The organism is Pseudomonas sp. ANT_H4 (assembly GCF_008369295.1).
In the GTDB taxonomy this organism is placed as follows: domain Bacteria; phylum Pseudomonadota; class Gammaproteobacteria; order Pseudomonadales; family Pseudomonadaceae; genus Aquipseudomonas.
Window position 1 is genome coordinate 34579 of record NZ_VOBG01000004.1, and the last position, 19322, is coordinate 53900.

The 19322-nt window shown below is 58.9% G+C and carries 20 protein-coding genes and 1 pseudogene; 10 read left to right on the plus strand and 11 right to left on the minus strand.

All coding sequences use genetic code 11. The features are described from left to right. Positions 1 to 276 (plus strand): pyocin activator PrtN family protein, encoded by a 276-nt coding sequence (locus FQ182_RS06555; RefSeq protein ID WP_149412917.1) that lies wholly within the window; start codon positions 1 to 3, stop codon positions 274 to 276. Here the strand turns inward: FQ182_RS06555 and FQ182_RS06560 are convergent. After that, complete coding sequence (locus tag FQ182_RS06560) at positions 251 to 1402, minus strand: site-specific integrase (protein ID WP_149412916.1); 1152 nt, start codon at positions 1400 to 1402, stop codon at positions 251 to 253. The genes FQ182_RS06555 and FQ182_RS06560 overlap by 26 nt on opposite strands. Before the next feature lie 103 nt (positions 1403 to 1505). Between FQ182_RS06560 and dusA the strand changes: the two genes are divergently transcribed. Next, positions 1506 to 2516 carry a tRNA dihydrouridine(20/20a) synthase DusA gene (gene dusA / locus FQ182_RS06565; RefSeq protein WP_149412915.1) on the plus strand — a complete coding sequence of 337 codons (1011 nt, stop codon included), beginning with the start codon at positions 1506 to 1508 and terminating at the stop codon, positions 2514 to 2516. 349 nt (positions 2517 to 2865) lie between these two features. Continuing rightward, the gene (tal, locus tag FQ182_RS06570) at positions 2866 to 3792 is read left to right on the plus strand and encodes a transaldolase (protein WP_133101572.1); all 927 of its coding nucleotides are present in this window, start codon (positions 2866 to 2868) and stop codon (positions 3790 to 3792) included. A gap of 66 nt (positions 3793 to 3858) precedes the next feature. Here the strand turns inward: tal and rssC are convergent, their stop codons facing one another. Next, a complete protein-coding gene (rssC, locus tag FQ182_RS06575; protein ID WP_133101573.1) occupies positions 3859 to 4341 on the minus strand; it encodes an anti-sigma factor antagonist RssC in 483 nt (160 codons plus the stop codon). Further along, entirely contained in the window at positions 4341 to 5522 is a 1182-nt protein-coding gene (gene rssB, locus FQ182_RS06580; RefSeq protein WP_149412914.1) for a two-component system response regulator RssB, read from the minus strand. The genes rssC and rssB overlap by 1 nt, the downstream gene beginning before the upstream one ends. 277 nt (positions 5523 to 5799) lie before the next feature. Between rssB and FQ182_RS06585 the strand changes: the two genes are divergently transcribed. After that, positions 5800 to 6099, plus strand: coding sequence for a PilZ domain-containing protein (locus tag FQ182_RS06585; RefSeq protein ID WP_149412913.1), 300 nt, complete (start codon positions 5800 to 5802; stop codon positions 6097 to 6099). 59 nt (positions 6100 to 6158) lie between these two features. Here the strand turns inward: FQ182_RS06585 and FQ182_RS06590 are convergent, their stop codons facing one another. Next, positions 6159 to 6845: a VacJ family lipoprotein gene (locus tag FQ182_RS06590; RefSeq protein WP_149412912.1), complete on the minus strand. Its 687-nt coding sequence runs from the start codon at positions 6843 to 6845 to the stop codon at positions 6159 to 6161. 194 nt (positions 6846 to 7039) lie between these two features. Here FQ182_RS06590 and FQ182_RS06595 point away from each other — a divergent pair. Together FQ182_RS06595 and FQ182_RS06600 are read left to right on the plus strand one after the other, a co-directional pair. Beyond that, a pseudogene (locus tag FQ182_RS06595) lies at positions 7040 to 7651 on the plus strand (HAD family phosphatase). A 122-nt stretch (positions 7652 to 7773) separates the two neighbouring features. Next, a complete protein-coding gene (locus FQ182_RS06600; RefSeq protein ID WP_149412911.1) occupies positions 7774 to 8037 on the plus strand; it encodes a DUF4404 family protein in 264 nt (87 codons plus the stop codon). Between the two features lie 37 nt (positions 8038 to 8074). Here the strand turns inward: FQ182_RS06600 and queF are convergent, their stop codons facing one another. Continuing rightward, positions 8075 to 8905: an NADPH-dependent 7-cyano-7-deazaguanine reductase QueF gene (gene queF / locus FQ182_RS06605; protein WP_133101579.1), complete on the minus strand. Its 831-nt coding sequence runs from the start codon at positions 8903 to 8905 to the stop codon at positions 8075 to 8077. 69 nt (positions 8906 to 8974) lie between these two features. Beyond that, positions 8975 to 9505 carry a cupredoxin domain-containing protein gene (locus FQ182_RS06610; protein ID WP_149412910.1) on the minus strand — a complete coding sequence of 177 codons (531 nt, stop codon included), beginning with the start codon at positions 9503 to 9505 and terminating at the stop codon, positions 8975 to 8977. Between the two features lie 157 nt (positions 9506 to 9662). Between FQ182_RS06610 and FQ182_RS06615 the strand changes: the two genes are divergently transcribed. Continuing rightward, positions 9663 to 10343, plus strand: coding sequence for a heavy metal response regulator transcription factor (locus FQ182_RS06615; protein ID WP_149412909.1), 681 nt, complete (start codon positions 9663 to 9665; stop codon positions 10341 to 10343). Continuing rightward, positions 10343 to 11704: a heavy metal sensor histidine kinase gene (locus FQ182_RS06620; protein WP_149412908.1), complete on the plus strand. Its 1362-nt coding sequence runs from the start codon at positions 10343 to 10345 to the stop codon at positions 11702 to 11704. The genes FQ182_RS06615 and FQ182_RS06620 overlap by 1 nt, the downstream gene beginning before the upstream one ends. An 8-nt stretch (positions 11705 to 11712) precedes the next feature. On the opposite strand, the gene FQ182_RS06625 is transcribed toward FQ182_RS06620, so the two are convergent. From FQ182_RS06625 to FQ182_RS06635, 3 genes are read right to left on the minus strand one after another with little or no spacing between them, the layout of a single operon-like run. After that, positions 11713 to 12957: a lipoprotein-releasing ABC transporter permease subunit gene (locus tag FQ182_RS06625; protein ID WP_149412907.1), complete on the minus strand. Its 1245-nt coding sequence runs from the start codon at positions 12955 to 12957 to the stop codon at positions 11713 to 11715. Positions 12958 to 13016: 59 nt separating this feature from the next. Beyond that, positions 13017 to 13700, minus strand: coding sequence for a lipoprotein-releasing ABC transporter ATP-binding protein LolD (gene lolD, locus FQ182_RS06630; RefSeq protein WP_178114402.1), 684 nt, complete (start codon positions 13698 to 13700; stop codon positions 13017 to 13019). 7 nt (positions 13701 to 13707) lie between these two features. Further along, positions 13708 to 14958 carry a lipoprotein-releasing ABC transporter permease subunit gene (locus FQ182_RS06635; protein ID WP_149412905.1) on the minus strand — a complete coding sequence of 417 codons (1251 nt, stop codon included), beginning with the start codon at positions 14956 to 14958 and terminating at the stop codon, positions 13708 to 13710. A 94-nt stretch (positions 14959 to 15052) separates the two neighbouring features. On the opposite strand from FQ182_RS06635, the gene FQ182_RS06640 reads away from it, so the two are divergent. Both FQ182_RS06640 and FQ182_RS06645 read left to right on the plus strand, forming a co-directional pair. After that, positions 15053 to 15637: a PilZ domain-containing protein gene (locus FQ182_RS06640; protein ID WP_149412904.1), complete on the plus strand. Its 585-nt coding sequence runs from the start codon at positions 15053 to 15055 to the stop codon at positions 15635 to 15637. A 66-nt stretch (positions 15638 to 15703) separates the two neighbouring features. Further along, positions 15704 to 16426, plus strand: coding sequence for a glycerophosphodiester phosphodiesterase family protein (locus FQ182_RS06645; protein WP_149412903.1), 723 nt, complete (start codon positions 15704 to 15706; stop codon positions 16424 to 16426). 42 nt (positions 16427 to 16468) lie between these two features. On the opposite strand, the gene sthA is transcribed toward FQ182_RS06645, so the two are convergent. Then, positions 16469 to 17863: a Si-specific NAD(P)(+) transhydrogenase gene (gene sthA, locus FQ182_RS06650; RefSeq protein ID WP_149412902.1), complete on the minus strand. Its 1395-nt coding sequence runs from the start codon at positions 17861 to 17863 to the stop codon at positions 16469 to 16471. A gap of 189 nt (positions 17864 to 18052) precedes the next feature. Further along, on the minus strand, positions 18053 to 19024 hold the full coding sequence (locus FQ182_RS06655; RefSeq protein ID WP_371923857.1) for an FAD:protein FMN transferase: 972 nt from the start codon (positions 19022 to 19024) through the stop codon (positions 18053 to 18055). Between the last annotated feature and the right edge of the window lie 298 nt (positions 19025 to 19322).

Below are 19322 nucleotides of genomic sequence, written 5' to 3' on the forward strand. Positions count from 1 at the left end.
ATGAACACAGCCTTTATCCTCATGGCCCAATACGACGGGCAGGCGATTATCTCGCTGGAGCTGGTGTGCCGGGATTACTTCACGCACCTGACGCCGGACATGTTCCAGCGCAAGGTGATGAGTGGTCAGATCAAGCTGCCGATCACCCGCCTGGAACCAAGCCAGAAGTCGGCGAAGGGCATCCACCTAACCGACCTCGCGGCCTACCTCGACTTGCAGCGCGCCGCCGCGGTTAAAGAGCACAGCCAGCTCAACGGGTTAAAACCCGCCTATTGAGCCACTTCATTGATGCGGCGCCCAGTTGGACGGGCGCCCTCAATATCTTTTCGTGCCACTCCCACCCGACATACCGGTCACCCTTCCCGCGCAGGTGCGTGTAGCGCCTCATCGAATTCCAGTCCCTGTGCCCGGAGACACTCGCCACACGTGGGATATCCCAATCCATTTCAAACAGGCGACTGACGCCTTCATGGCGAAGGTCGTGGAAGTGCAGGTCAGCGATATTCAAGAACTTGCAGGCTTTCGCCCAGGACGTGGAGATAGATTCAGGGCTGTAGGGAAATATGTCGTCGCCGGCTTTTGGCATCGTCTGGAGAATCTGCCACGCCTCGTCCGGTAGGTAACACCAAACATCGTTGCCGATCTTCTGCCCGGGATTCTTCATGTCGCGCACCTGCACCCGCTGACCCGACTCGTCGACGTCCGCCCAGCGAATACGGGTTATTTCATCCAGCCGGCGCGTGGAGAACAGGGCAAAGCCCACGACCTTCAGCATATTGATGACGGTTGGACGCCTCACCTGCATTGCCTCGTAGTGCGTCAGCACCTTTCCCAACTCGTCCAAAGTCGGCCGGCGGTCACGCTCCCGGCTTTTCAGGTTGTAACCCAGCTTTCGTAGAACCCGTCGGGCACCGCCCATGGCGAGCGGATCGACCTGGTAACCCCATGCGTCTTTGGCAATCGCCAGAACAGCGCCGAGGTGCGCCAGGTCATTGCCGGCGGTTTGCGGCTGGACCCCGCCGCCCTCCAGGCTCATTCGCCAAAGTGCGAAATCGACCAGACACTGGGTATTGATATCCGTATCGGTCAACTCGCCCAGGTACGTGTCACCGATGGCGTTGAGTGTCGCGCGCTTGGTTTTGCCCAGCGGCCGGGCTTTCTCAACCTCGACCAGGTAGCGATCGGTCATCTCTTTGAGCGTGGCGCCCTTGCGGCTCGCCCGCTCGATCGCACCAGGCTCATCCAGCTCCGACTCGCGCTTACGTGCCCAAGCTTGTGCAGCCTGTTTTCGGGCGAAGGTCTGGCTCTCTTGGTAGACTTGCACTCCGTCGCGCTTAATGCGGATCTGAGCCGTGTAGCTCACAGTCCCATCTGCCAGTTTTCTTGCCCTGATAGTCGCCATATCGAAAGTGGTACGCGTCAGTTTTTGAGTGGTACATCGTACCACCCAGATTAAAAAAACGCCTGAAAACGCCCCAAAACACGTTGAAAACACGTTGAGTAAAATGATTCAAAAACAGAGCGTTAGCCCAGCAGAATCAAGCCCCGCACTGTCTCGGCGCTTTAGCGTTGCACCCATGATGGATTGGACCGACCACCACTGCCGCTTCTTCCTGCGCCTACTCTCCAAACACGCCCTCCTCTACACCGAGATGGTCACTACCGGCGCCATCCTCCACGGCGACCACGAGCGTTTCCTGCGCCATAACGATGCCGAACACCCGCTCGCCTTGCAGCTGGGCGGTAGTGTCCCGGCGGACCTAGCCGCCTGCGCCCGTATGGCCCAGGCCGCAGGTTACGATGAGGCCAACCTCAACGTCGGCTGCCCCAGCGACCGCGTACAAAACAACATGATCGGCGCCTGCCTCATGGCTCACCCTGCTCTGGTAGCAGATTGCGTGAAAGCGATGCGTGATGCGGTATCGATCCCGGTGACGGTGAAGCATCGGATCGGGATCAATGGCCGGGACAGTTATCCCGAGCTGTGTGATTTTGTCGGGCAAGTGAAGGACGCGGGCTGCACCAGCTTTACCGTGCATGCGCGGATTGCGATTCTGGAGGGGTTGTCGCCCAAGGAGAATCGGGACATCCCGCCGTTGCGTTATGACGTGGCGGCGCAGTTGAAGCGCGATTTTGCCGAGCTTGAGATTATTCTCAACGGTGGGATCAAGACGCTGGAGGAGTGTGAGGAGCATTTGCAGACGTTTGACGGGGTGATGCTGGGCCGAGAGGCCTATCACAACCCGTATGTGCTGGCCGAGGTGGATCAACAGCTGTTTGGGAGTACGGCGCCGGTGATCAGTCGGGCCGAGGCGTTGGCGCAGTTGCGGCCTTATATAGCAGAGCATCTGGCGATAGGGGGCTCGATGCATCACATTACCCGTCATGTGCTGGGGTTGGGCACGGGCTTCCCGGGGGCGCGGAAGTTTCGGCAGTTGTTGTCGGTGGATATTCACAAGGCCAGCGATCCGCTGGCGTTGTTGGATCAGGCGGCGGGGTTGCTGGAGGGGCGGTAACTGAACAGCCCGGAAGCCGATCGCGTTTTTTCTGACAGAGCGCAGTCGCTCAATTGGGGGCGCTTCGCACCCCAACGGGAGCAAGTACCCTCGCCAGAAGGGCTGGGCTGGCCGAGAGTGTGTGGGGAGTCATGACCATCCCTGGCTAATCACTCCTTTAGACGAATCGTCGTTGGGTTACTTAGGTTGAACCTGTCCCGCCTTTTGCCCTCCTATTTACCAGCAAGGCCCGCCATTCAAACAACCGTTTTCAGGTTGTTGCCGCTGTGGGCCGTTGAACGCATTCGCACCCTTGAGCGGCTGTCGGCGCTCGGGTAATGTCATCAGACCCATAGGACAGAGCACGCCCATGACTTCCAAGCTGGAACAACTCAAACAAATGACCACTGTGGTTGCCGATACCGGCGACTTCGAGGCTATCGCTCGCGTCAAGCCGGTGGATGCCACCACCAACCCTTCGCTGTTGCTCAAGGCGGCGTCCATTGCAGGTTATGCCAAGTTGCTGGACGAGTGCGTTGCTGACTGCAATGGCGACGTCGGCCTGGCCAGCGACCGTTTTGCGGTAGCCGTCGGCCAAGAGATTCTGAAAGTAGTACCCGGCCGTATTTCCACCGAGGTGGATGCCCGCCTGTCGTTCGATACCGATGCGGTGCTCAAGCGCGCACATCGCTTGATCGACCTGTACGAAAAGGCCGGCATTGGCCGTGACCGCGTACTGATCAAGATCGCGTCCACTTGGGAAGGCATCCGCGCCGCCGAACAACTGGAAAAAGAAGGCATCCAGACCAACCTGACTCTGCTGTTCTCCTTCGCTCAAGCCGTGGCTTGTGCTGAAGCGGGCGTATTCCTGATTTCGCCATTCGTGGGCCGTATTTACGACTGGTACAAAAAGGCTAATGGCAACGACTACACCGGTACCGATGATCCGGGCGTGCAGTCAGTAACGCGCATCTACAACTACTACAAGGCCAATGGCTACAAGACCGTGGTGATGGGGGCGAGCTTTCGCAACCTGAGCCAGATCGAGGAGTTGGCCGGTTGTGATCGCCTGACCATCAGCCCCGACCTGCTGGAGAAGCTGGCAGCCGACAATGGCAAACTGGAGCGTAAACTGGCGCCGGGCCATGCCGGTGAAGCTCGTGTGCATATGACTGAAGCGCAGTTCCGTTGGGAATCCAACGAAGATGCGATGGCCACCGAGAAGCTGGCCGAGGGCATCCGTCAGTTTGCTCGTGACCAGGAAAAACTCGAAGTGCTGTTGACCGCAAAGCTGTAAAATCGACGGTAAAAAGGGCGGCACCCTCGCGGGCCCGCCCTTTTTCGTGGCTGCAATTCTATAAGATCAATGCCGCTCCAGCGCATTCACCAGGTCGTGGAACGCCTCGCGGTTGGAGTCGTTCAAGCCCATCAGGATCTTGTGAGCTTCCAGCACCTTGATCCGTACCACTTCCTCGGATTGATCCTGGGACGGCAGGTCGGTCAGGCATTCCGTGCACGGGATCGGGCGATCAACAATGTTGAACACTTGATCGAAGCCCATGGACTGCAGGAGCCGGGTGATGTCTTCGTGGGTGGTGACCACGGTCGGCAACAGTCCGACCTTCTGCCGAGACAGAATGGACAACTTGGCCAACAGCCCAAGGGTGGTGCTATCGATGCTGCGGGTTTCGGTCAGATCGATCACGATCGCCGAGAAGTTCAGGGCAGTGAAAATCCGCTCAATCGTCGCATCCAGCGCCGAACACAAGGTCAGGCGCACTTCACCGACAAATTTCAGGACAAAGGTCCCGTCTTGCTCGGCGAACTGGATTCTTCCGGTACTCATCAAAGATTCCTGCTCAACACCAGTAGGGCGATATCATCCGGCATCTCCCCCAGCGTGGCCAATCCAAAAACCTGCCGCAGGCCATCCAGGCTGCCGCCCGCCGACCTGACCCGTTGAGGCAAGGCGGCTTCTTTCTCTTTGAGTGTAGGCTCTGGCAAAAGGTCCAGAATGCCATCGGACATCAGCGTCAAGCTGAAGGTCGGCGGCAGTTCCAATACGTGGTCTTCGTAGGTGGCTTCATTGAACAAGCCCACTGGCAAACCACGCCCTTCCAGATAACGAACACTGTCCGGAGTATACAAAACCGGCAATGGCAGGTGACCGCCAATGCTGTAGGTCAGAAGACCCGTTTCTTCATCAATCACGCCGCCCACCATCGTCACGTGCTTGCCCAGCTTGCAGCTGATCAGGCCTCGGTTGATGTGGCCCAGCACTTGCGAAGGAGTGAACTCTGGCAAGGTACCGTTGCGCTTGGATTCGAACAACAGCCGTGTGGTCATGAATTTCAACAACACGGTCACGAATGCAGAAGATGCACCATGGCCGGAAACATCAGCCAGGTAGAACGCGACACGCCGCTCATCAACGCGGAAGTAGTCGACAAAATCACCCGATAGGTACAGCGACGGGATGATCTGGTGGGCAAACTGGAACTCGTCGATGGTCCACGGGCTGACCGGCAGCATGTTCATCTGCACCTGGCGACCGGCGTTCTGGTCTTCCTGGAGCAGGTTCAGGCTGGCTTCGAGTTCTCGGTTGGCTGTTTCCAGCTTTTCGCGGTAGCGCTGGTTTTCCAGCAGCAGGCGCGAACGATCAAGGGCACGGCGCACCGAGTGCTCCAGCACCGCCAGGTCTTCCAGGGGTTTGATCAGGTAATCGGCGGCGCCCAGGCGCAAGGCCTCGACAGCATCGTTCATCACGCCAGCACCCGACACGACAATGACCGGCGTCTGCGGGGAAAGGTCGGTGACTTGGCGGATCAGTTCGAGACCGCCCACCTGAGGCATGCGCAGGTCGCAGATCACAAGGTCGGGCTTGTCGCGCCCGAACACCTGAAGACCCTGGAGGCCATTGCTGGCCTGCAGGACGCTGAAGCCACTGTCTTCCAAATAGGCCGCGAGGCTCGCACGCACTACTTCGTCGTCATCGATTATCAGCAGCGTGGCACTGGTTTTCTGCATGTGGGCAAACGGCGCCAGAATTAGGTTGGCGTAGGCAGACAGGCTTTGGCCTGGCTCACACTACTGGATTCGCTTTCTAGCCTCTCTGTCCTACAAAACATGAGTTTTCAACTCACGCACAAAGGTAAAGCAGAGGTGCCCTTCTAAGGCGCAGACGGTACTCCCATCCGCCAGGGGTTTCAAGCTCATGCCGATGGTCGCCGGACGTCTTTACATCGCAAATCACCGGGAGTTATAAGAACAGACAAAACCACAACGCAATGGATGGATGAAACCTATGAGCGGAAACGAGCGTGACTACGCTGAGAAGCGTGATTTCATTCGCATGCGGGTGGATGCCGAGGTATCTCTTATCCATGCAGGGCAAGTCATTGCCGCCACGTGCATGGACCTTTCCAGCTCGGGAATGCAGGTGCAGGCGCCACAGCTATTCAAGATCGGGGACAAGGTAAGCGTACGCATCGATTCCGAGCATGCCGCACTCAAAGGCCTGGAGGCTGACACCGAAGTGGTGTGGGTACAGAAATTGGATGATGGCCAACAGAAGCTCGGCCTATCGATCCTGAAGATGGACTGAAATCAGCACATACAAAAAAGGCGACCCGAAGGCCGCCTTTTTCATTTAAGACTTAAACCTTAAAAATCGTCCACAACCTTGCCATCTTTTACCTTGAACTCGCGGTTCTGCAGGTAGGCATTGCGGATGAAAGTGTATTTGTCGCCGTTGATAAGCTTTTCAGCAGACAGCAGGCTGGCACGGGTGTCGACGATGTCGAGACCCATGGCGCTGTTGCGCCACCCAATGTCATTCATGTAGCGGTACGGTTCGGTGAAGCTGTCCACATACTTGGACGGCGCGTCACGCAGGGTGCTTGGGCCCAGCAGCGGCAGCATTACGTACGGACCGCTGCCGACGCCCCAGTAGCCGAGGGTCTGACCGAAGTCTTCGTCATTACGCTGCAGCCCCATTTTAGTGCCTACATCGATGACGCCCAGCACGCCAAACGTGGTGTTCACCAACAAACGGGCGGTATCGACGCCAGCGGCGTGGGGTTTGAGTTGCAGCACATTGTTGGCAAGGTTGCCGACGTCGCCGATATTGCGGAAGAAGTTGTGGACACCGTCTTCAACAAACTGCGGGGTGATCCACTGATAGCCTTGAGCCAAAGGCTTGAGGGCATAAGTATCAACGGTATCGTTGAAGGTAAAGATTGGGCGGTTGACGTTTTCCCATGGATCGTCTTCCGCGGCCTGGACGGCGAAAGGAACCAGCAGGACACTGGCACACACGGATAGCTGAGCTAGACAATGGCTCCAGCGCATACCTTGAACTCCTTGAATGATCTGTCATGGGCGCTATGCCCTGAATTAGGCGTCAGTATATGACGGAAGTGTTAGATTAGGCAGCCTTAGGAAAATGTCATTCATAAAATGTACAAAATTCCTACAATTGGAATTGATGTAACCTGCCTGTCATCCGCGTCCGATAGCGTCACTGCTATTTCAGGGACGTCGATATGCCCCACGCCGAGATTGTTGTCGCCAGCGCCCCGTCCTTGACCGCCGTACTGTTCGGCCTGAGTGGCTGCCTGGTGGACTTTGGTTCCCTGGCCCGCACCGACATCGCTCCCGACACCGAAACCCACGCCACCCCGGGCGCCTTGAAGATCCTGCAATCCCTGGAAGAATAAGGCATGCCCTGCGCCTGGCTGGATGAACTGCCCGCAGCCGTCGCCACGCCCCTGGCCGACGTGCTGCCTCGCTGGATTAAAGCAGCGACGCCCGCTACCACCCGCTGGCCCGCACCCCACGCCTGCTGGCAAGCCTTGATGGACTTGAACATCGAACGCCTGGAAGGTTGCGTTCTGGTCAGCGGTGAACCACGCCTGCTGCAGTCGGGGCTCAACGCCGGGCTCTGGACCATAGGCCTGGCGTCGTGCGGCTCCCTATGCGGGCTCTCCCCTGCACAATGGCAGGCGCTGAGCGAGCGGGAGCGCGAGCACAAACGCGCCAAGGCAACGATGGCACTTTACGGTCTGGGGGTGCACTCGGTAATCGATCACTTGGGCGAGTTGGGTACTTGCCTCGCGGATATCAGTCTGCGGCTGCTCAAGGGAGAGAAACCCTGAGCGGCAGATTGATCAGGATCATGCACAGCACGCGGGAGTGGATTAATCTACAGGCCAGACCATAGACTTTTATCGGCGTGCCGCGGTCTATGCCAATGCCTATCGATAAAAGGAAGAACGCCATGCCTGCCCGCGAACTGCAAGAACAGCTCAATACCCTGCGCGAGCAATTGGAGCAGAATCCGCCGCTGTCGGAAGCCGAGCGTGAAAATCTGCAAGAGTTGATGGCTCAGATTGAGCAGGAACTGAACCTCGAAAATACCACCCAGAATCCCAGCCTCGCCGACGGCGTGAACCTCGCGGTAGAACGCTTTGAACTGGAACACCCAGCCATTGCAGGGACCTTGCGCAACATCGTGCTGACCCTGGGCAACATCGGGATCTGACACAAAAAGCCCCGCGATCAAGCGGGGCTTTCCAGTGTTACTGGCGGGCCAGACGCAAGTTCTGGAACTCCACCGCCTCGGTACTGCGGTACGGATTGATATCCAACCCACCCCGACGTACATACCGTGCATATACCGTCAATTTCTCCGGTTTCAGCAAGCGCTGCAAATCCAGGAAGATCCGTTCCACACACTGTTCATGAAAGTCCGAATGCTGGCGAAAACTCACCAGGTATTCCAGCAGGCTGGCGTGATCCAACGCCGCGCCGCGGTACTCCACCGCCACGCTGCCCCAATCAGGCTGGCTGGTCACCGGGCAGTTGGATTTGAGCAGATGACTGTGAACGCTCTCCTCCACAATGCGCGACTCATCACAACGCAACAGTTCCGGACGCGGATGCTCGTAGTTGCTGACGCTGATATCCAGATCATCAATGCACACGCCCGGCAGGCTGACCACGCCTTCGGCTTCCACATCGCCAAGGCTTCGGATTCGCACGCCAACCGGTTTTCCGGCGGCGGTGCCCAGGTCCGTACGCAAGGTAGCCTCAAGGCTTTGCGTATCGACAAACGCCGTCTGATTCAGCGAGTTGAGGTAGAGCTTGAACGATTTCGACTCGATGATGTTCGGCGAATCGGCCGGGATGCTGAATTCACCGATAGCCACCACCGGCTTGCCGGACGGCAACAGCCAGGACAACTCAAAGCAGTTCCAGAAATCCACACCCTTATAAGGCAGCGTGTCGGCGCTTAGGCCGAGCTCGGCCCACTTGGCGGCACGGGGAATCGGGAACAGCAATGAAGGGGTATAGGTAGAAATGTATTCACTGGACTTGCCCAGCGGCGAATGTTCGGCTGCGGGATGCATGGCGGAAACCTGGCTAAATAAACCCCGCCAGTCTACCAGCCTTTGCTCCCGCCTTTGAACGCCAGGTGCTTACTGACTGACGGTGAGCTTACCCACCATGCCCGCCTGATAGTGCCCGGGGATGTTACAGGCAAACTCCAAGGCACCGGCCTTGCTGAAAGTCCAGGTCAGCTCGGCGGTTTTGCCTGGCTCCACCAGCACGCTATTGGGGTCGTCGTGTTTCATGCCGCCCATGTTGTCATGGCCCATGGTGCTGTGGTCCATGTTGCCCATCTTCACGCCCGTCGCCGTCAACATACCGCTGGCCTGCATCTGCAGCATCTCCTTCTGGTGACTGGCGTGCATGGCCGCGTCGCCGAGATTGAATTCGTGAAGCAACTGGCCTTTATTGACCAGCACGAAGCGCACGGTCTCACCGGCCTTTACATCGAGGGACTTGGGCGAGAAGGAATTGTCCTGTAGCACCACCTCTACCGTACGCGTGGCCTTGGTGGCAGGCGCAGCCGCGCCGAAAGCATAGGTGTGAGCCCCGGATGCCAGGACTGGAGCACTCAACACCAGCAAGCAGCCCGCTAACAGCCAGGATTTACGTAAAAACATGTTCACTCTCCAGAAAGTTTGGAATTAACCTGTGAAAAACTCTACGGATGCGCCGCTGCCAGCCAGCTGACTGTTAGATTACAACTTTGTCAGGTTGCGCCTGCACCGTGGCGCTCACGGTATAAAGCCTGCTGTTACCCGTTGCCATGAGCCACCCATGAAACTACTGATCGTCGAAGACCAACCGAAAACCGGTCACTACCTGCGCCAGGGCCTCGCCGAAGCTGGGTTCAACACCGAGTTGGTGGCCGACGGCACCACCGGCCAGCACCTGGCGCTGACCGGCGACTACGACCTGTTGATCCTCGATGTGATGTTGCCGGGCCGTGATGGCTGGCAAATCCTCCAGGCAGTGCGCAGCGCCGGGCTCGATATCCCAGTGCTGTTCCTCACCGCACGAGACGCCGTGGACGACCGGGTCCGCGGCCTGGAACTGGGCGCCGACGATTACCTGGTCAAGCCCTTCGCCTTCTCCGAGCTACTGGCGCGAGTGCGCAGCCTGTTGCGCCGTGGCAGCAGCGCGCCCCAGGAAACCAGCCTGCAACTGGCCGACCTGCGCCTGGACCTGATTCGCCGACGGGTAGAACGGGATGGCCAGCGCATCGACCTGACAGCCAAAGAATTTTCCCTTCTGGAACTGCTCTTGCGACGCCAGGGCGAGGTGTTGCCCAAGTCGCTGATTGCTTCCCAGGTCTGGGACATGAATTTCGACAGCGACACCAACATCATCGAAGTAGCTATCCGCCGACTGCGCCTGAAAGTCGACGATAGTTTCCCCAACAAGCTGATTCATACCGTGCGCGGCATGGGGTATGTGCTTGAGGAGCGGTTCAGTTGATGAAGCGGATTTCCCTGGCCAGCCGCCTGGCGCTGCTCTTTGCGGCGTGTACGGCCGTGGTGTCGCTGTTGGCGGGCGTGCTGTTCAACCATGCCAGTGAGACGCACTTTATCGAACTGGATCAACAGTTGCTCGACGCCAAGCTGGTGGCCCTGCGCAGCGGGCTACAAGGCGCCGACACGCCTGAGCTATTTGCCCAACGGGAAACTGCACTTCGAGAGGAACTCAGCCACCAACCCGACCTGTCTCTGCGGATCAACGCCGCCGATGGGCAGCGCTGGTTCGACAGTTCGCCGGCGATCCCCCTAGACTTGCCAGCAGCTCCCGGCCTGCACAGCCTGCAAAACGCTGGAACGGACTACCGCGTGTATAACGCGACGTTAGTGCCTGGCAACGCTGGCTCCCCACAATTGACCCTAATGCTCGACATCACCCACCACCAACACTTCCTGCAACGCATGCAGCACCTGATTTGGCTGACCGTCGGGCTCTCGGCCCTGGCCACCGCCCTGCTCGGCGCCTGGGCAGCCCGCAGTGGGTTGCGCCCCTTGCGCCGGATGAGCGAAGTGGCAGGCAGCGTGTCCGCACACTCCCTGGCCCAGCGCCTGCCCCAAGAACAAATGCCCGTAGAACTGGCGGAACTGGCCCAGGCCTTCAACGCCATGCTCGGTCGCCTGGACGATGCCTTCCAGCGACTCTCGGCGTTCTCCGCCGACATCGCCCATGAACTGCGCACGCCTCTGTCGAACCTGCTGACCCACACTCAGGTCATCCTCACCCAACCCCGGCTTCTGGAGGATTACCGCGAGGCGCTGCACAGCAACCTGGAAGAGCTGCAGTGGATGGCACAGTTGGTCAATGACATGCTGTACTTGGCCAAGGCGGACCATGGGTTGCTGGCTCCCAAGCGCGAACCCTTGGCGTTGGGCGATGAAGTGGATGCGTTGCTGGAGTTTTTTGCGCCGCTGGCGGAGGACACTCAGATAAGCTTGCTTCGGGACGGTACCGCCAGCACGGCGGGCGATCGAAGCATGCTGCGCCGTGCATTGTCCAACCTGCTGGATAACGCGCTGCGCTTCACCCCGCAGGGTGGCGAGGTCCGGGTCAGGATGAACGAGGCCGCCCAAGGTGTGACACTAAGTGTGGAAAATACCGGGCAAGGCATTCCTCAGACATTGCTGCCGAGGTTGTTTGATCGGTTCTACCGGGCGGACCCGGCCCGGCATGAGGGGAGCAGTGAACATGCCGGGCTTGGACTGGCAATTACCCAGTCAATTGTGCAGGCCCATGGCGGGCAGATTCGGTGTGAATCAGGCACCGGGTGGACAAGATTTGTCATTGAGCTGCCCAAGACAGCCTAACGATCAGGTCAGGAATACCTCAGCGCATGCGCCGGCTCAATCTTCGCCGCCCGATACGCCGGATAAATCGTCGCAAGGAAACTCAACACAAATCCGGCACCGCAAATCAGCAACACATCGCCACCTTGCAGCTCCGAAGGCAGGTTGCTGACGAAATACACATCGGAACTGAAGATGTGCTGCCCCGTCACCCGCTCCATCCAACCCACCAGTTCACTGACATTCAGCGCCGCAATTACACCGAGCACTCCGCCGATCAAGGTACCGACAATACCGATCACCGTACCCTGGACCATGAAGATCGCCATGATCTGCCAGGGCGTCGCGCCGATGGTGCGCAGGATCGCGATGTCCGCGCCCTTGTCGTTCACCACCATGATCAAGGTGGCGATGATGTTGAAGGCGGCAACGGCGACGATCATCAGCAACAGCAGACCGATCATGGTCTTTTCCATCTTCATCGCGCTGAACAGGCTGCCCTGGGTGTGCGTCCAGTCGTCCGCCTTGTAGTCCGCGCCGAGGCTGGCAGCGATGTCCGCCGAAACCTTGGGCGCCGCATACAGATCTTTCACGGCAAGGCGCACGCTTTGCACCTGATTCGGTTCCCAATGCTGCATCTGCGCGGCATCGGCGACGTGGATCAAGGCCATGGAGCCATCCAGCTCGGCACCCACCTTGAACACACCGACCACATTCAAACGCTGCATGCGCGGGGTGATACCACCAGGAGCGCTGCTGATTTCCGGGACGATCAGAGTCAGTTTGTCGCCGACATTCAGACGAAAGCGCCGAGCAGTGATCTCGCCGATCACCACACCAAACTCGCCAGGTTTCAGATCATCAAGACGGCCCTGGACAATATGCTGGGCAACGATGGAGACCTTGCCTTCCTGGGCCGGATCAACGCCGCTGATCTGGATCGGCTGCATCGACCCCTTATAGGACAGCATGCCTTCCATCTCGGTGAACGGCACGGCGGCGGTCACTTCGGGGTTTTTCATCGCGGCAGCGGCTACCGGCTGCCAATCGCTGATCGGATTGACGCCAACGATGGTGGCATGAGGCACCATGCCGAGGATGCGCGTGCTCATTTCGCGCTGGAAGCCGTTCATTACCGACAACACCACGATCATCGCCAGCACGCCCAGGGCGAGGCCAATCATCGAGGTCATCGAGATAAACGAAACAAAACGGTTGCGGCGCTTGGCGCGGGTATAGCGCGTGCCGATGAAAATCGATAACGGTCTGAACATTCGCGGGCACCGTTGAAAAAATAGAGAACTCGGGCGCGGACGCCCGGGTTTGACACAGGTCAGATGGCGACCAGATGACCTTCCTGCAGGTGCAACACGCGGTCCATCTGCCGGGCCATGCTCATGTCATGGGTCACCACCAGGAACGCTGTGCGCATCTGGGTGCTCAGTTCCAACATCAAGTCTTTGATGCCCTGGGCGGTGTGGGAGTCGAGGTTACCGGTGGGCTCATCGAGCATCACCAGGCCTGGGTTGTTGACCAGGGCGCGGGCAATCGCCACACGCTGGCGCTCGCCGCCGGACAATTCCGACGGTTTGTGCTCCAGACGATGACCCAGGCCGACCCGCTCCAGCAACGCCGTGGCCCGTTGACGAGCTTCAGCAATAGCAGTCTTGCCGATCAACAGCGGCATGCAGACGTTTTCCAGGGCGGTGAACTCTGGCAGCAAGTGGTGGAACTGGTACACAAAACCCAGCGAGCGATTGCGCAACTGGCCGCGCGCCTTCTCGTTCAAGGCCGACAGCTCTTCACCAGCCAGCCAGACGCTGCCCTGGGATGGTGTATCAAGACCACCCAACAGGTTGAGCAAGGTACTTTTGCCAGACCCGGAACTGCCGACGATCGCGACGCGCTCGCCCGGATGCAGTTCAAGTTGCAGGTTGGACAGCACCACCACGGATTCCGGGCCTTCCTCGTAGGATTTGCCCAGGTTGCGGCAGCTCAGGATTGCTTTTTCACTCATGCCCGATTCACTCATAACGTAAAGCCTGCGCTGGCTGGGTACGTGCCGCGCGCCAGGCTGGATACAGGGTGGCAAGGAAACTCAGGACCAACGCGGCGCCGCCAATCATCAACACGTCCTGGCTCTGCACCTGGGACGGCAAGTAGTCGATGAAGTAGACGTCGGCGTTGAGGAACTTGTGGCCGATCAGCGTTTCCAGGGCGGCGATGGCGGCGCTGACGTTCAATGCGGCGAAAATCCCCACCACCGTACCGATCAAGGTACCGACCACGCCAATCACTGTGCCCTGGACCATGAAGATCGCCATGATCTGTCCCGGCGTGGCGCCAAGGGTGCGCAGGATGGCGATATCGCCCTTCTTGTCGTTCACCACCATCACCAGTGTGGAGATGATGTTGAAGGCGGCAACCGCGACGATCAGCAGCAACAGCAGGCCGATCATGGCTTTTTCCATGCGGATGGCCTGGTAGAGGTTGCCGTGGGTACGGGTCCAGTCGCGGGCGTAGAACTGGCTTTCACCCAAGTGCTGGGCAATTTCCCACGAAGTGCGCGGCGCGTCGAACAGGTCGTTGAATTTCAGGCGCAGGCCCTGGACCTGGTCCGGCTTCCAGCGGTGCAGGCGCGCCAGGTCGGTGAGGTTGGTCAGGCCGAGGAAGCCGTCGATCTCGCCGGCGCCAACGTGAAACACGCCGACCACGGTGAAACGCTTCATGCGCGGGAACATGCCGGCCGGGGTCACGGTAACTTCCGGGGCAACGAAGGTCAGTTTGTCACCGATGCCCACGCCTAGCTTGGCCGCCGCCCTGTCGCCGATAACAATGCCGAAGCTGCCGGGCGACAAGTCGTCCAGTTTGCCCTGTTGCATGAAGTTATCGATGATCGAAACGGTGCGCTCCTGGGTCGGATCGATGGCATTGAGCAGGACTTTCTGCACCTTGCCGTCGTTGGTCAACAGGCCCTGTATCTGGGTAAAGGGCGCAACCGCCAGCACTTTCGGGTTCTGCTTGACCTTGGTGGCCAGGCTTTGCCAGTCACTGATGGGTTCACCGGTTTCGATGGTCGCGTGCGGCACCATGCCCAGTACGCGGGTGCGCATCTCATGATCGAAGCCGTTCATCACCGAAAGCACCACGATCATCACGACCACCCCGAGGGCGAGTCCGATCATTGAGGTCAAGGAAATGAACGACACAAAATGATTGCGACGCTTTGCACGGGTATAACGCGTGCCAATAAATACGAAGAGAGGTCTGAACATGTCGGGGCTTGTTCGAAGGAAAAGAAGACGTCCTTGTGGCGGGGTCAGGTAAGCAGCTTTACACTCAGACCATCACCGCTACCTTGGGTTCGCCATGTCGACATTAGATGAAGAAGATCGTCGCGAATACTACCGTATCGACGACATGATCGCACTCCAAATCAGCAGCCTGTCTGCCGCGCAAGCGCAGAGCAAGGAAATGTTGCTGGATGATTCCCAACTGTTCAATCTGCTCAGCGAATTGCACCTGAGTGAATTCGAATCCCAGCACCTGCTGCGCCAGATCGGCGAGCACGACCGCACCCTGGCCGCGTTCCTCAAAGTGCAGAACAAACGCATGGACCTGCTCAGCCAGGTCATGGCGCAGAGCCTGCTGGGCAAGATCGGCGCACCGCAGCCGGTGGTCATCTCCGAAGGTGGCATCGAGTTCCAGCACCCCACGGCGCTGGCGCCCGACAGTCATGTAGCGGTCAAGCTGGTGCTGATGCCCCAGGCGCTGGGCCTGCTGTTGCGGGCCAAAGTCACCCATTGCGATGCCAGGGGGGACCGTTTTGACGTTGGCACCGAATTCGAAGCCATGACCGACGCCCAACGCCAGCTACTGGCGCGCTATATCCTGCAGAAGCAGGCCCAGGAGCGACGCCTGGCACGGGAACAAAGCGAAGCCCAAGACACCTGAATTCGAATACCGTCTGGCACGCTGTGCCATTCATCCCGCCAGGACGCCTGGCGTAAAGGAGCAATTGTGACCCTGATTTATGGCCACCGCGGTGCCAAAGGCGAAGCACCGGAAAACACCCTGACCAGCTTTCAGGAATGCCTCAAGCACGGCGTTCGACGCTGCGAACTGGACTTGCACCTGTCCATGGACGGCGAGCTGATGGTCATCCACGACCCCACCCTCAAGCGCACTGCCGAACGACGCGGCAAAGTGGTTGAGTATTCGGCGGCTGACCTTGTGAAGATCGACGCACGCAAGGGCGGCCCTGGCTGGGTCAATCCGTGCCCGATTCCGCGCCTGGAAGAACTCTTCGAACAGTGCGATTTCGACCACTGGCAACTGGAAGTCAAAAGTGCCTCACGCACCCGCGCCGCCACCACAGTGTTGGCGATCAGGGAAATGGCTCAGCGTTTTGGCTTGATGGACAAGGTCACGGTGACCTCAAGCTCGCGGGAAGTATTGAAAGCGGCGCTGGACCTCACCCCGGACCTGTCTCGCGGGCTGGTCGCCGAATACGCCTGGCTCGACCCATTGAAGGTCGCGCAAAGTTATGGCTGTGAGATTCTGGCGTTGAACTGGACATTGTGCACCCCTGAGCGACTGGCCAAAGCCCAGCGCCAAGGGCTGCACGTGTCCGTGTGGACAGTCAACGAACCGGCGCTGATGCGCAGGCTCGCCGACTTCGGCGTAGATAGCCTGATTACAGACTTTCCCGGTTTGGCCACTGCCACCCTCGGGAATTACTGAAATCGGTCTCCCCGGCCGGCTCAGGCCACCGGCCGGAGCCGCTCAAAAAAGCCGGTTGAGGCCGTCGTAGGCCGCTACTCGATAGGCTTCAGCCATGGTCGGGTAGTTGAACGTGGTGTTGACGAAATACTTGAGGGTATTTTGCTCACCCGGCTGGTTCATGATCGCCTGGCCGATGTGCACGATCTCCGAGGCCTGGTAGCCGAAGCAATGCACGCCAAGGACTTCCAGAGTCTCGCGATGAAACAGGATCTTCAGCATGCCCTGGGGCTCACCGGCAATCTGTGCGCGAGCCATGCTCTTGAAGAACGCCTTGCCCACTTCGTAAGGCACCTTGGCCTTGGTCAGTTCGTGCTCGTTCTTGCCGATAGAGCTGATCTCGGGAATGGTGTAGATCCCGGTCGGCACATCGTTGACGTAACGCCAGCTGCCGTTGTCCACAATACTGCCAGCGGCCGAGCGGCCCTGGTCGTGGGCGGCACTGGCCAGGCTCGGCCAGCCGATCACGTCACCGGCACCGTAAATATTGGTCACGCAGGTGCGATAGTTCTCGTCCACCTCGATCTGACCACGGCTGTTGACCTTGACCCCGACGTTCTCCATGCCCAGCTTGTCGGTGTTGCCGGTACGGCCGTTGCACCAGAGCAAGGCGTCGGCCTTGATCTTCTTGCCGGACTTCAGATGCAGGATCACACCGTTATCCAGGCCTTCAACGCGGTCGTATTCCTCGTTGTGGCGCACGGTGATGTTGTTGTTGCTGAAGTGATAGCTCAACGCCTGGGAAATTTCCGAGTCGAGGAAGCTCAGCAACTGGTCGCGGTTGTCCACCAGTTCCACCAGTACACCCAGGCCACTGAAGATCGAGGCGTATTCACAGCCAATCACGCCGGCGCCATAGATGATCAGTTTGCGCGGGGTGTGGCCCAGGCTAAGAATGGTGTCGCTATCGTAGATACGCGGGTGATGAAAATCGATATCGACCGGGCGGTACGGACGCGAGCCCGTGGCGATGATGATGTGCTTGGCCACCAGTGTTTCGACCACGCCATTGGCGCAGACCACTTCGATGGTTTGCTCGTCGGCGAAGCTGCCGGTGCCGAAGAACAGATCGACGCGATTGCGGGCGTAGTAGCCGGTACGCGAGGCGACTTGTTTGGCAATGACTTTTTCAGCGCTCTTGAGCACGTCCGGGAACGAGAACCAGCGCGGCTCACCAATGGCCCGGAACATCGGGTTGGTGTTGAACTGCATGATCTGGCGCACCGAGTGACGCAAGGCCTTGGACGGGATGGTACCCAGGTGGGTGCAGTTACCGCCAACCTGGCGACGGGTATCGACCATCGCCACCTTGCGCCCTGCTTTCACGGCGTTCATCGCCGCACCTTCTCCAGCTGGGCCGGAACCCAGTACCACCACGTCGTAGTTGTAGACAGCCATGCGTACTCCTCAGAACAGGCCAGGCGCACGGTTGGGCGCCTGGCTAAATCATGCCGCGGCCAGCGGTCATGAAGGATCAATGTGGCTCAGGTGTGTGAACCAGGGCACAGTCTATATAAGCCTCAGCGCCGCGCACATTAACCCTTGGTCGCGTCGTAGGCCAGTTTTGCCTTTACTACACAATGCTTGTTATGGCTTGGGCGCCGTCAGTTGCTCAAATGCCTTGTTGCTGCGTGTGACAAAACCAGTCCCCTCGCGCATCACAAAAAACGCCGCTATCTGGTGTTTTTCTGCGTATTCCCAGCCTTGCTCAGGCCCCAGGACCAGTAACACTGTCGACAGGCCATCGGCCATCAACGCCGACGGTTGCAGCACCGTGACCGACGCCAACTGATGGGAGATCGGCGCACCGGTACGGGCATCCAGAGTATGGGAATACCGGCGACCATCCTGCTGGAAATAATTGCGATAGTCACCCGATGTCGACACACCGAAGCCATCCACGGCGATGATGCGCTCGGCGATTTGCTGGTCGTCGCGGGGTTCTTCCAGGCCCACGCGCCAGGGTGATCCGTCGGGCTTGCGGCCGGCAGCCTTGAGTTCGCCGGTGGCTTCGGCAAGGTAGTCGTGGATGCCCAACTGGTTCAGCCGCTCGGCGATACGGTCTACCGCGTAACCGGCGGCGATACTGTTGAAGTCCACCTCAACGGCGGCGTCCTTGCACAGTTGATTGCCATCGATGCGCAAATGCTGGTGGCCGACACGCTGGCGGGCATCGGCAAGGGTCGTGGCGTCCGGTATTTTTATCTCGCGAGCCTGAGGGCCGAAGCCCCAGAGGTTCATCAACGGCTCGACCGTCAGATCGAAAGCACCATCGCTGGCCTGGGACAATTGCTCGCCCGTGCGCACCAGATGCAGGATCGGCTCCGGCATCCGCTGGCAGCTGTTGGCCGGCAGGTCGTTGAAACGCTCGATGTCGGAATCACTGCGGTAGGTCGACATCTGCCGGTCGACCTCGCCGAGAATAGCTTCCACCTGCCGCTGGACCTCGGCTGGTTCCGGCGTACCGGGGCCGCGGACGTACTTGATCGAATAGGTGCTGCCCATGGTTGGGCCGCCAAAACTTTCCAGGGTCTGGGCAGCGTTACAACCCGTAAGCATTACCAAACAAACAACCACTACATCGCGTAAACCGCCCATGGGCATCAAACCTTATCTCTATCGAACTGATTGAGCCTGTACTCAAACATAGTTTCAGGACTGGCCATTATGCGGCATTCAGCCGCCCGCGATATCGCTTCAGAAAAAACAACAGCTGCGGTAATTAGCCAGCTTGCTAACGGTTTTTGTTGCCCACGCCGCAAGATACACATATCGTTACAAAACTGTTCAGAGCAGCCTCGTGCCAAGACTTTGCAGCCAGGACGAGTAGCGACCAGGGATTTCCAACAAGATAGCC

What these genes read in the sequence shown, in the direction of transcription:
- FQ182_RS06555 (WP_149412917.1), top strand. Translation starts at nt 1, where the DNA reads ATGAACACAGCCTTTATCCTCATGGCCCAATACGACGGGCAGGCGATT.
- FQ182_RS06560 (WP_149412916.1), bottom strand. Translation starts at nt 1,402, where the DNA reads ATGGCGACTATCAGGGCAAGAAAACTGGCAGATGGGACTGTGAGCTAC.
- dusA (WP_149412915.1), top strand. Translation starts at nt 1,506, where the DNA reads ATGATTCAAAAACAGAGCGTTAGCCCAGCAGAATCAAGCCCCGCACTG.
- tal (WP_133101572.1), top strand. Translation starts at nt 2,866, where the DNA reads ATGACTTCCAAGCTGGAACAACTCAAACAAATGACCACTGTGGTTGCC.
- rssC (WP_133101573.1), bottom strand. Translation starts at nt 4,341, where the DNA reads ATGAGTACCGGAAGAATCCAGTTCGCCGAGCAAGACGGGACCTTTGTC.
- rssB (WP_149412914.1), bottom strand. Translation starts at nt 5,522, where the DNA reads ATGCAGAAAACCAGTGCCACGCTGCTGATAATCGATGACGACGAAGTA.
- FQ182_RS06585 (WP_149412913.1), top strand. Translation starts at nt 5,800, where the DNA reads ATGAGCGGAAACGAGCGTGACTACGCTGAGAAGCGTGATTTCATTCGC.
- FQ182_RS06590 (WP_149412912.1), bottom strand. Translation starts at nt 6,845, where the DNA reads ATGCGCTGGAGCCATTGTCTAGCTCAGCTATCCGTGTGTGCCAGTGTC.
- FQ182_RS06600 (WP_149412911.1), top strand. Translation starts at nt 7,774, where the DNA reads ATGCCTGCCCGCGAACTGCAAGAACAGCTCAATACCCTGCGCGAGCAA.
- queF (WP_133101579.1), bottom strand. Translation starts at nt 8,905, where the DNA reads ATGCATCCCGCAGCCGAACATTCGCCGCTGGGCAAGTCCAGTGAATAC.
- FQ182_RS06610 (WP_149412910.1), bottom strand. Translation starts at nt 9,505, where the DNA reads ATGTTTTTACGTAAATCCTGGCTGTTAGCGGGCTGCTTGCTGGTGTTG.
- FQ182_RS06615 (WP_149412909.1), top strand. Translation starts at nt 9,663, where the DNA reads ATGAAACTACTGATCGTCGAAGACCAACCGAAAACCGGTCACTACCTG.
- FQ182_RS06620 (WP_149412908.1), top strand. Translation starts at nt 10,343, where the DNA reads ATGAAGCGGATTTCCCTGGCCAGCCGCCTGGCGCTGCTCTTTGCGGCG.
- FQ182_RS06625 (WP_149412907.1), bottom strand. Translation starts at nt 12,957, where the DNA reads ATGTTCAGACCGTTATCGATTTTCATCGGCACGCGCTATACCCGCGCC.
- lolD (WP_178114402.1), bottom strand. Translation starts at nt 13,700, where the DNA reads ATGAGTGAAAAAGCAATCCTGAGCTGCCGCAACCTGGGCAAATCCTAC.
- FQ182_RS06635 (WP_149412905.1), bottom strand. Translation starts at nt 14,958, where the DNA reads ATGTTCAGACCTCTCTTCGTATTTATTGGCACGCGTTATACCCGTGCA.
- FQ182_RS06640 (WP_149412904.1), top strand. Translation starts at nt 15,053, where the DNA reads ATGTCGACATTAGATGAAGAAGATCGTCGCGAATACTACCGTATCGAC.
- sthA (WP_149412902.1), bottom strand. Translation starts at nt 17,863, where the DNA reads ATGGCTGTCTACAACTACGACGTGGTGGTACTGGGTTCCGGCCCAGCT.
- FQ182_RS06655 (WP_371923857.1), bottom strand. Translation starts at nt 19,024, where the DNA reads ATGCTTACGGGTTGTAACGCTGCCCAGACCCTGGAAAGTTTTGGCGGC.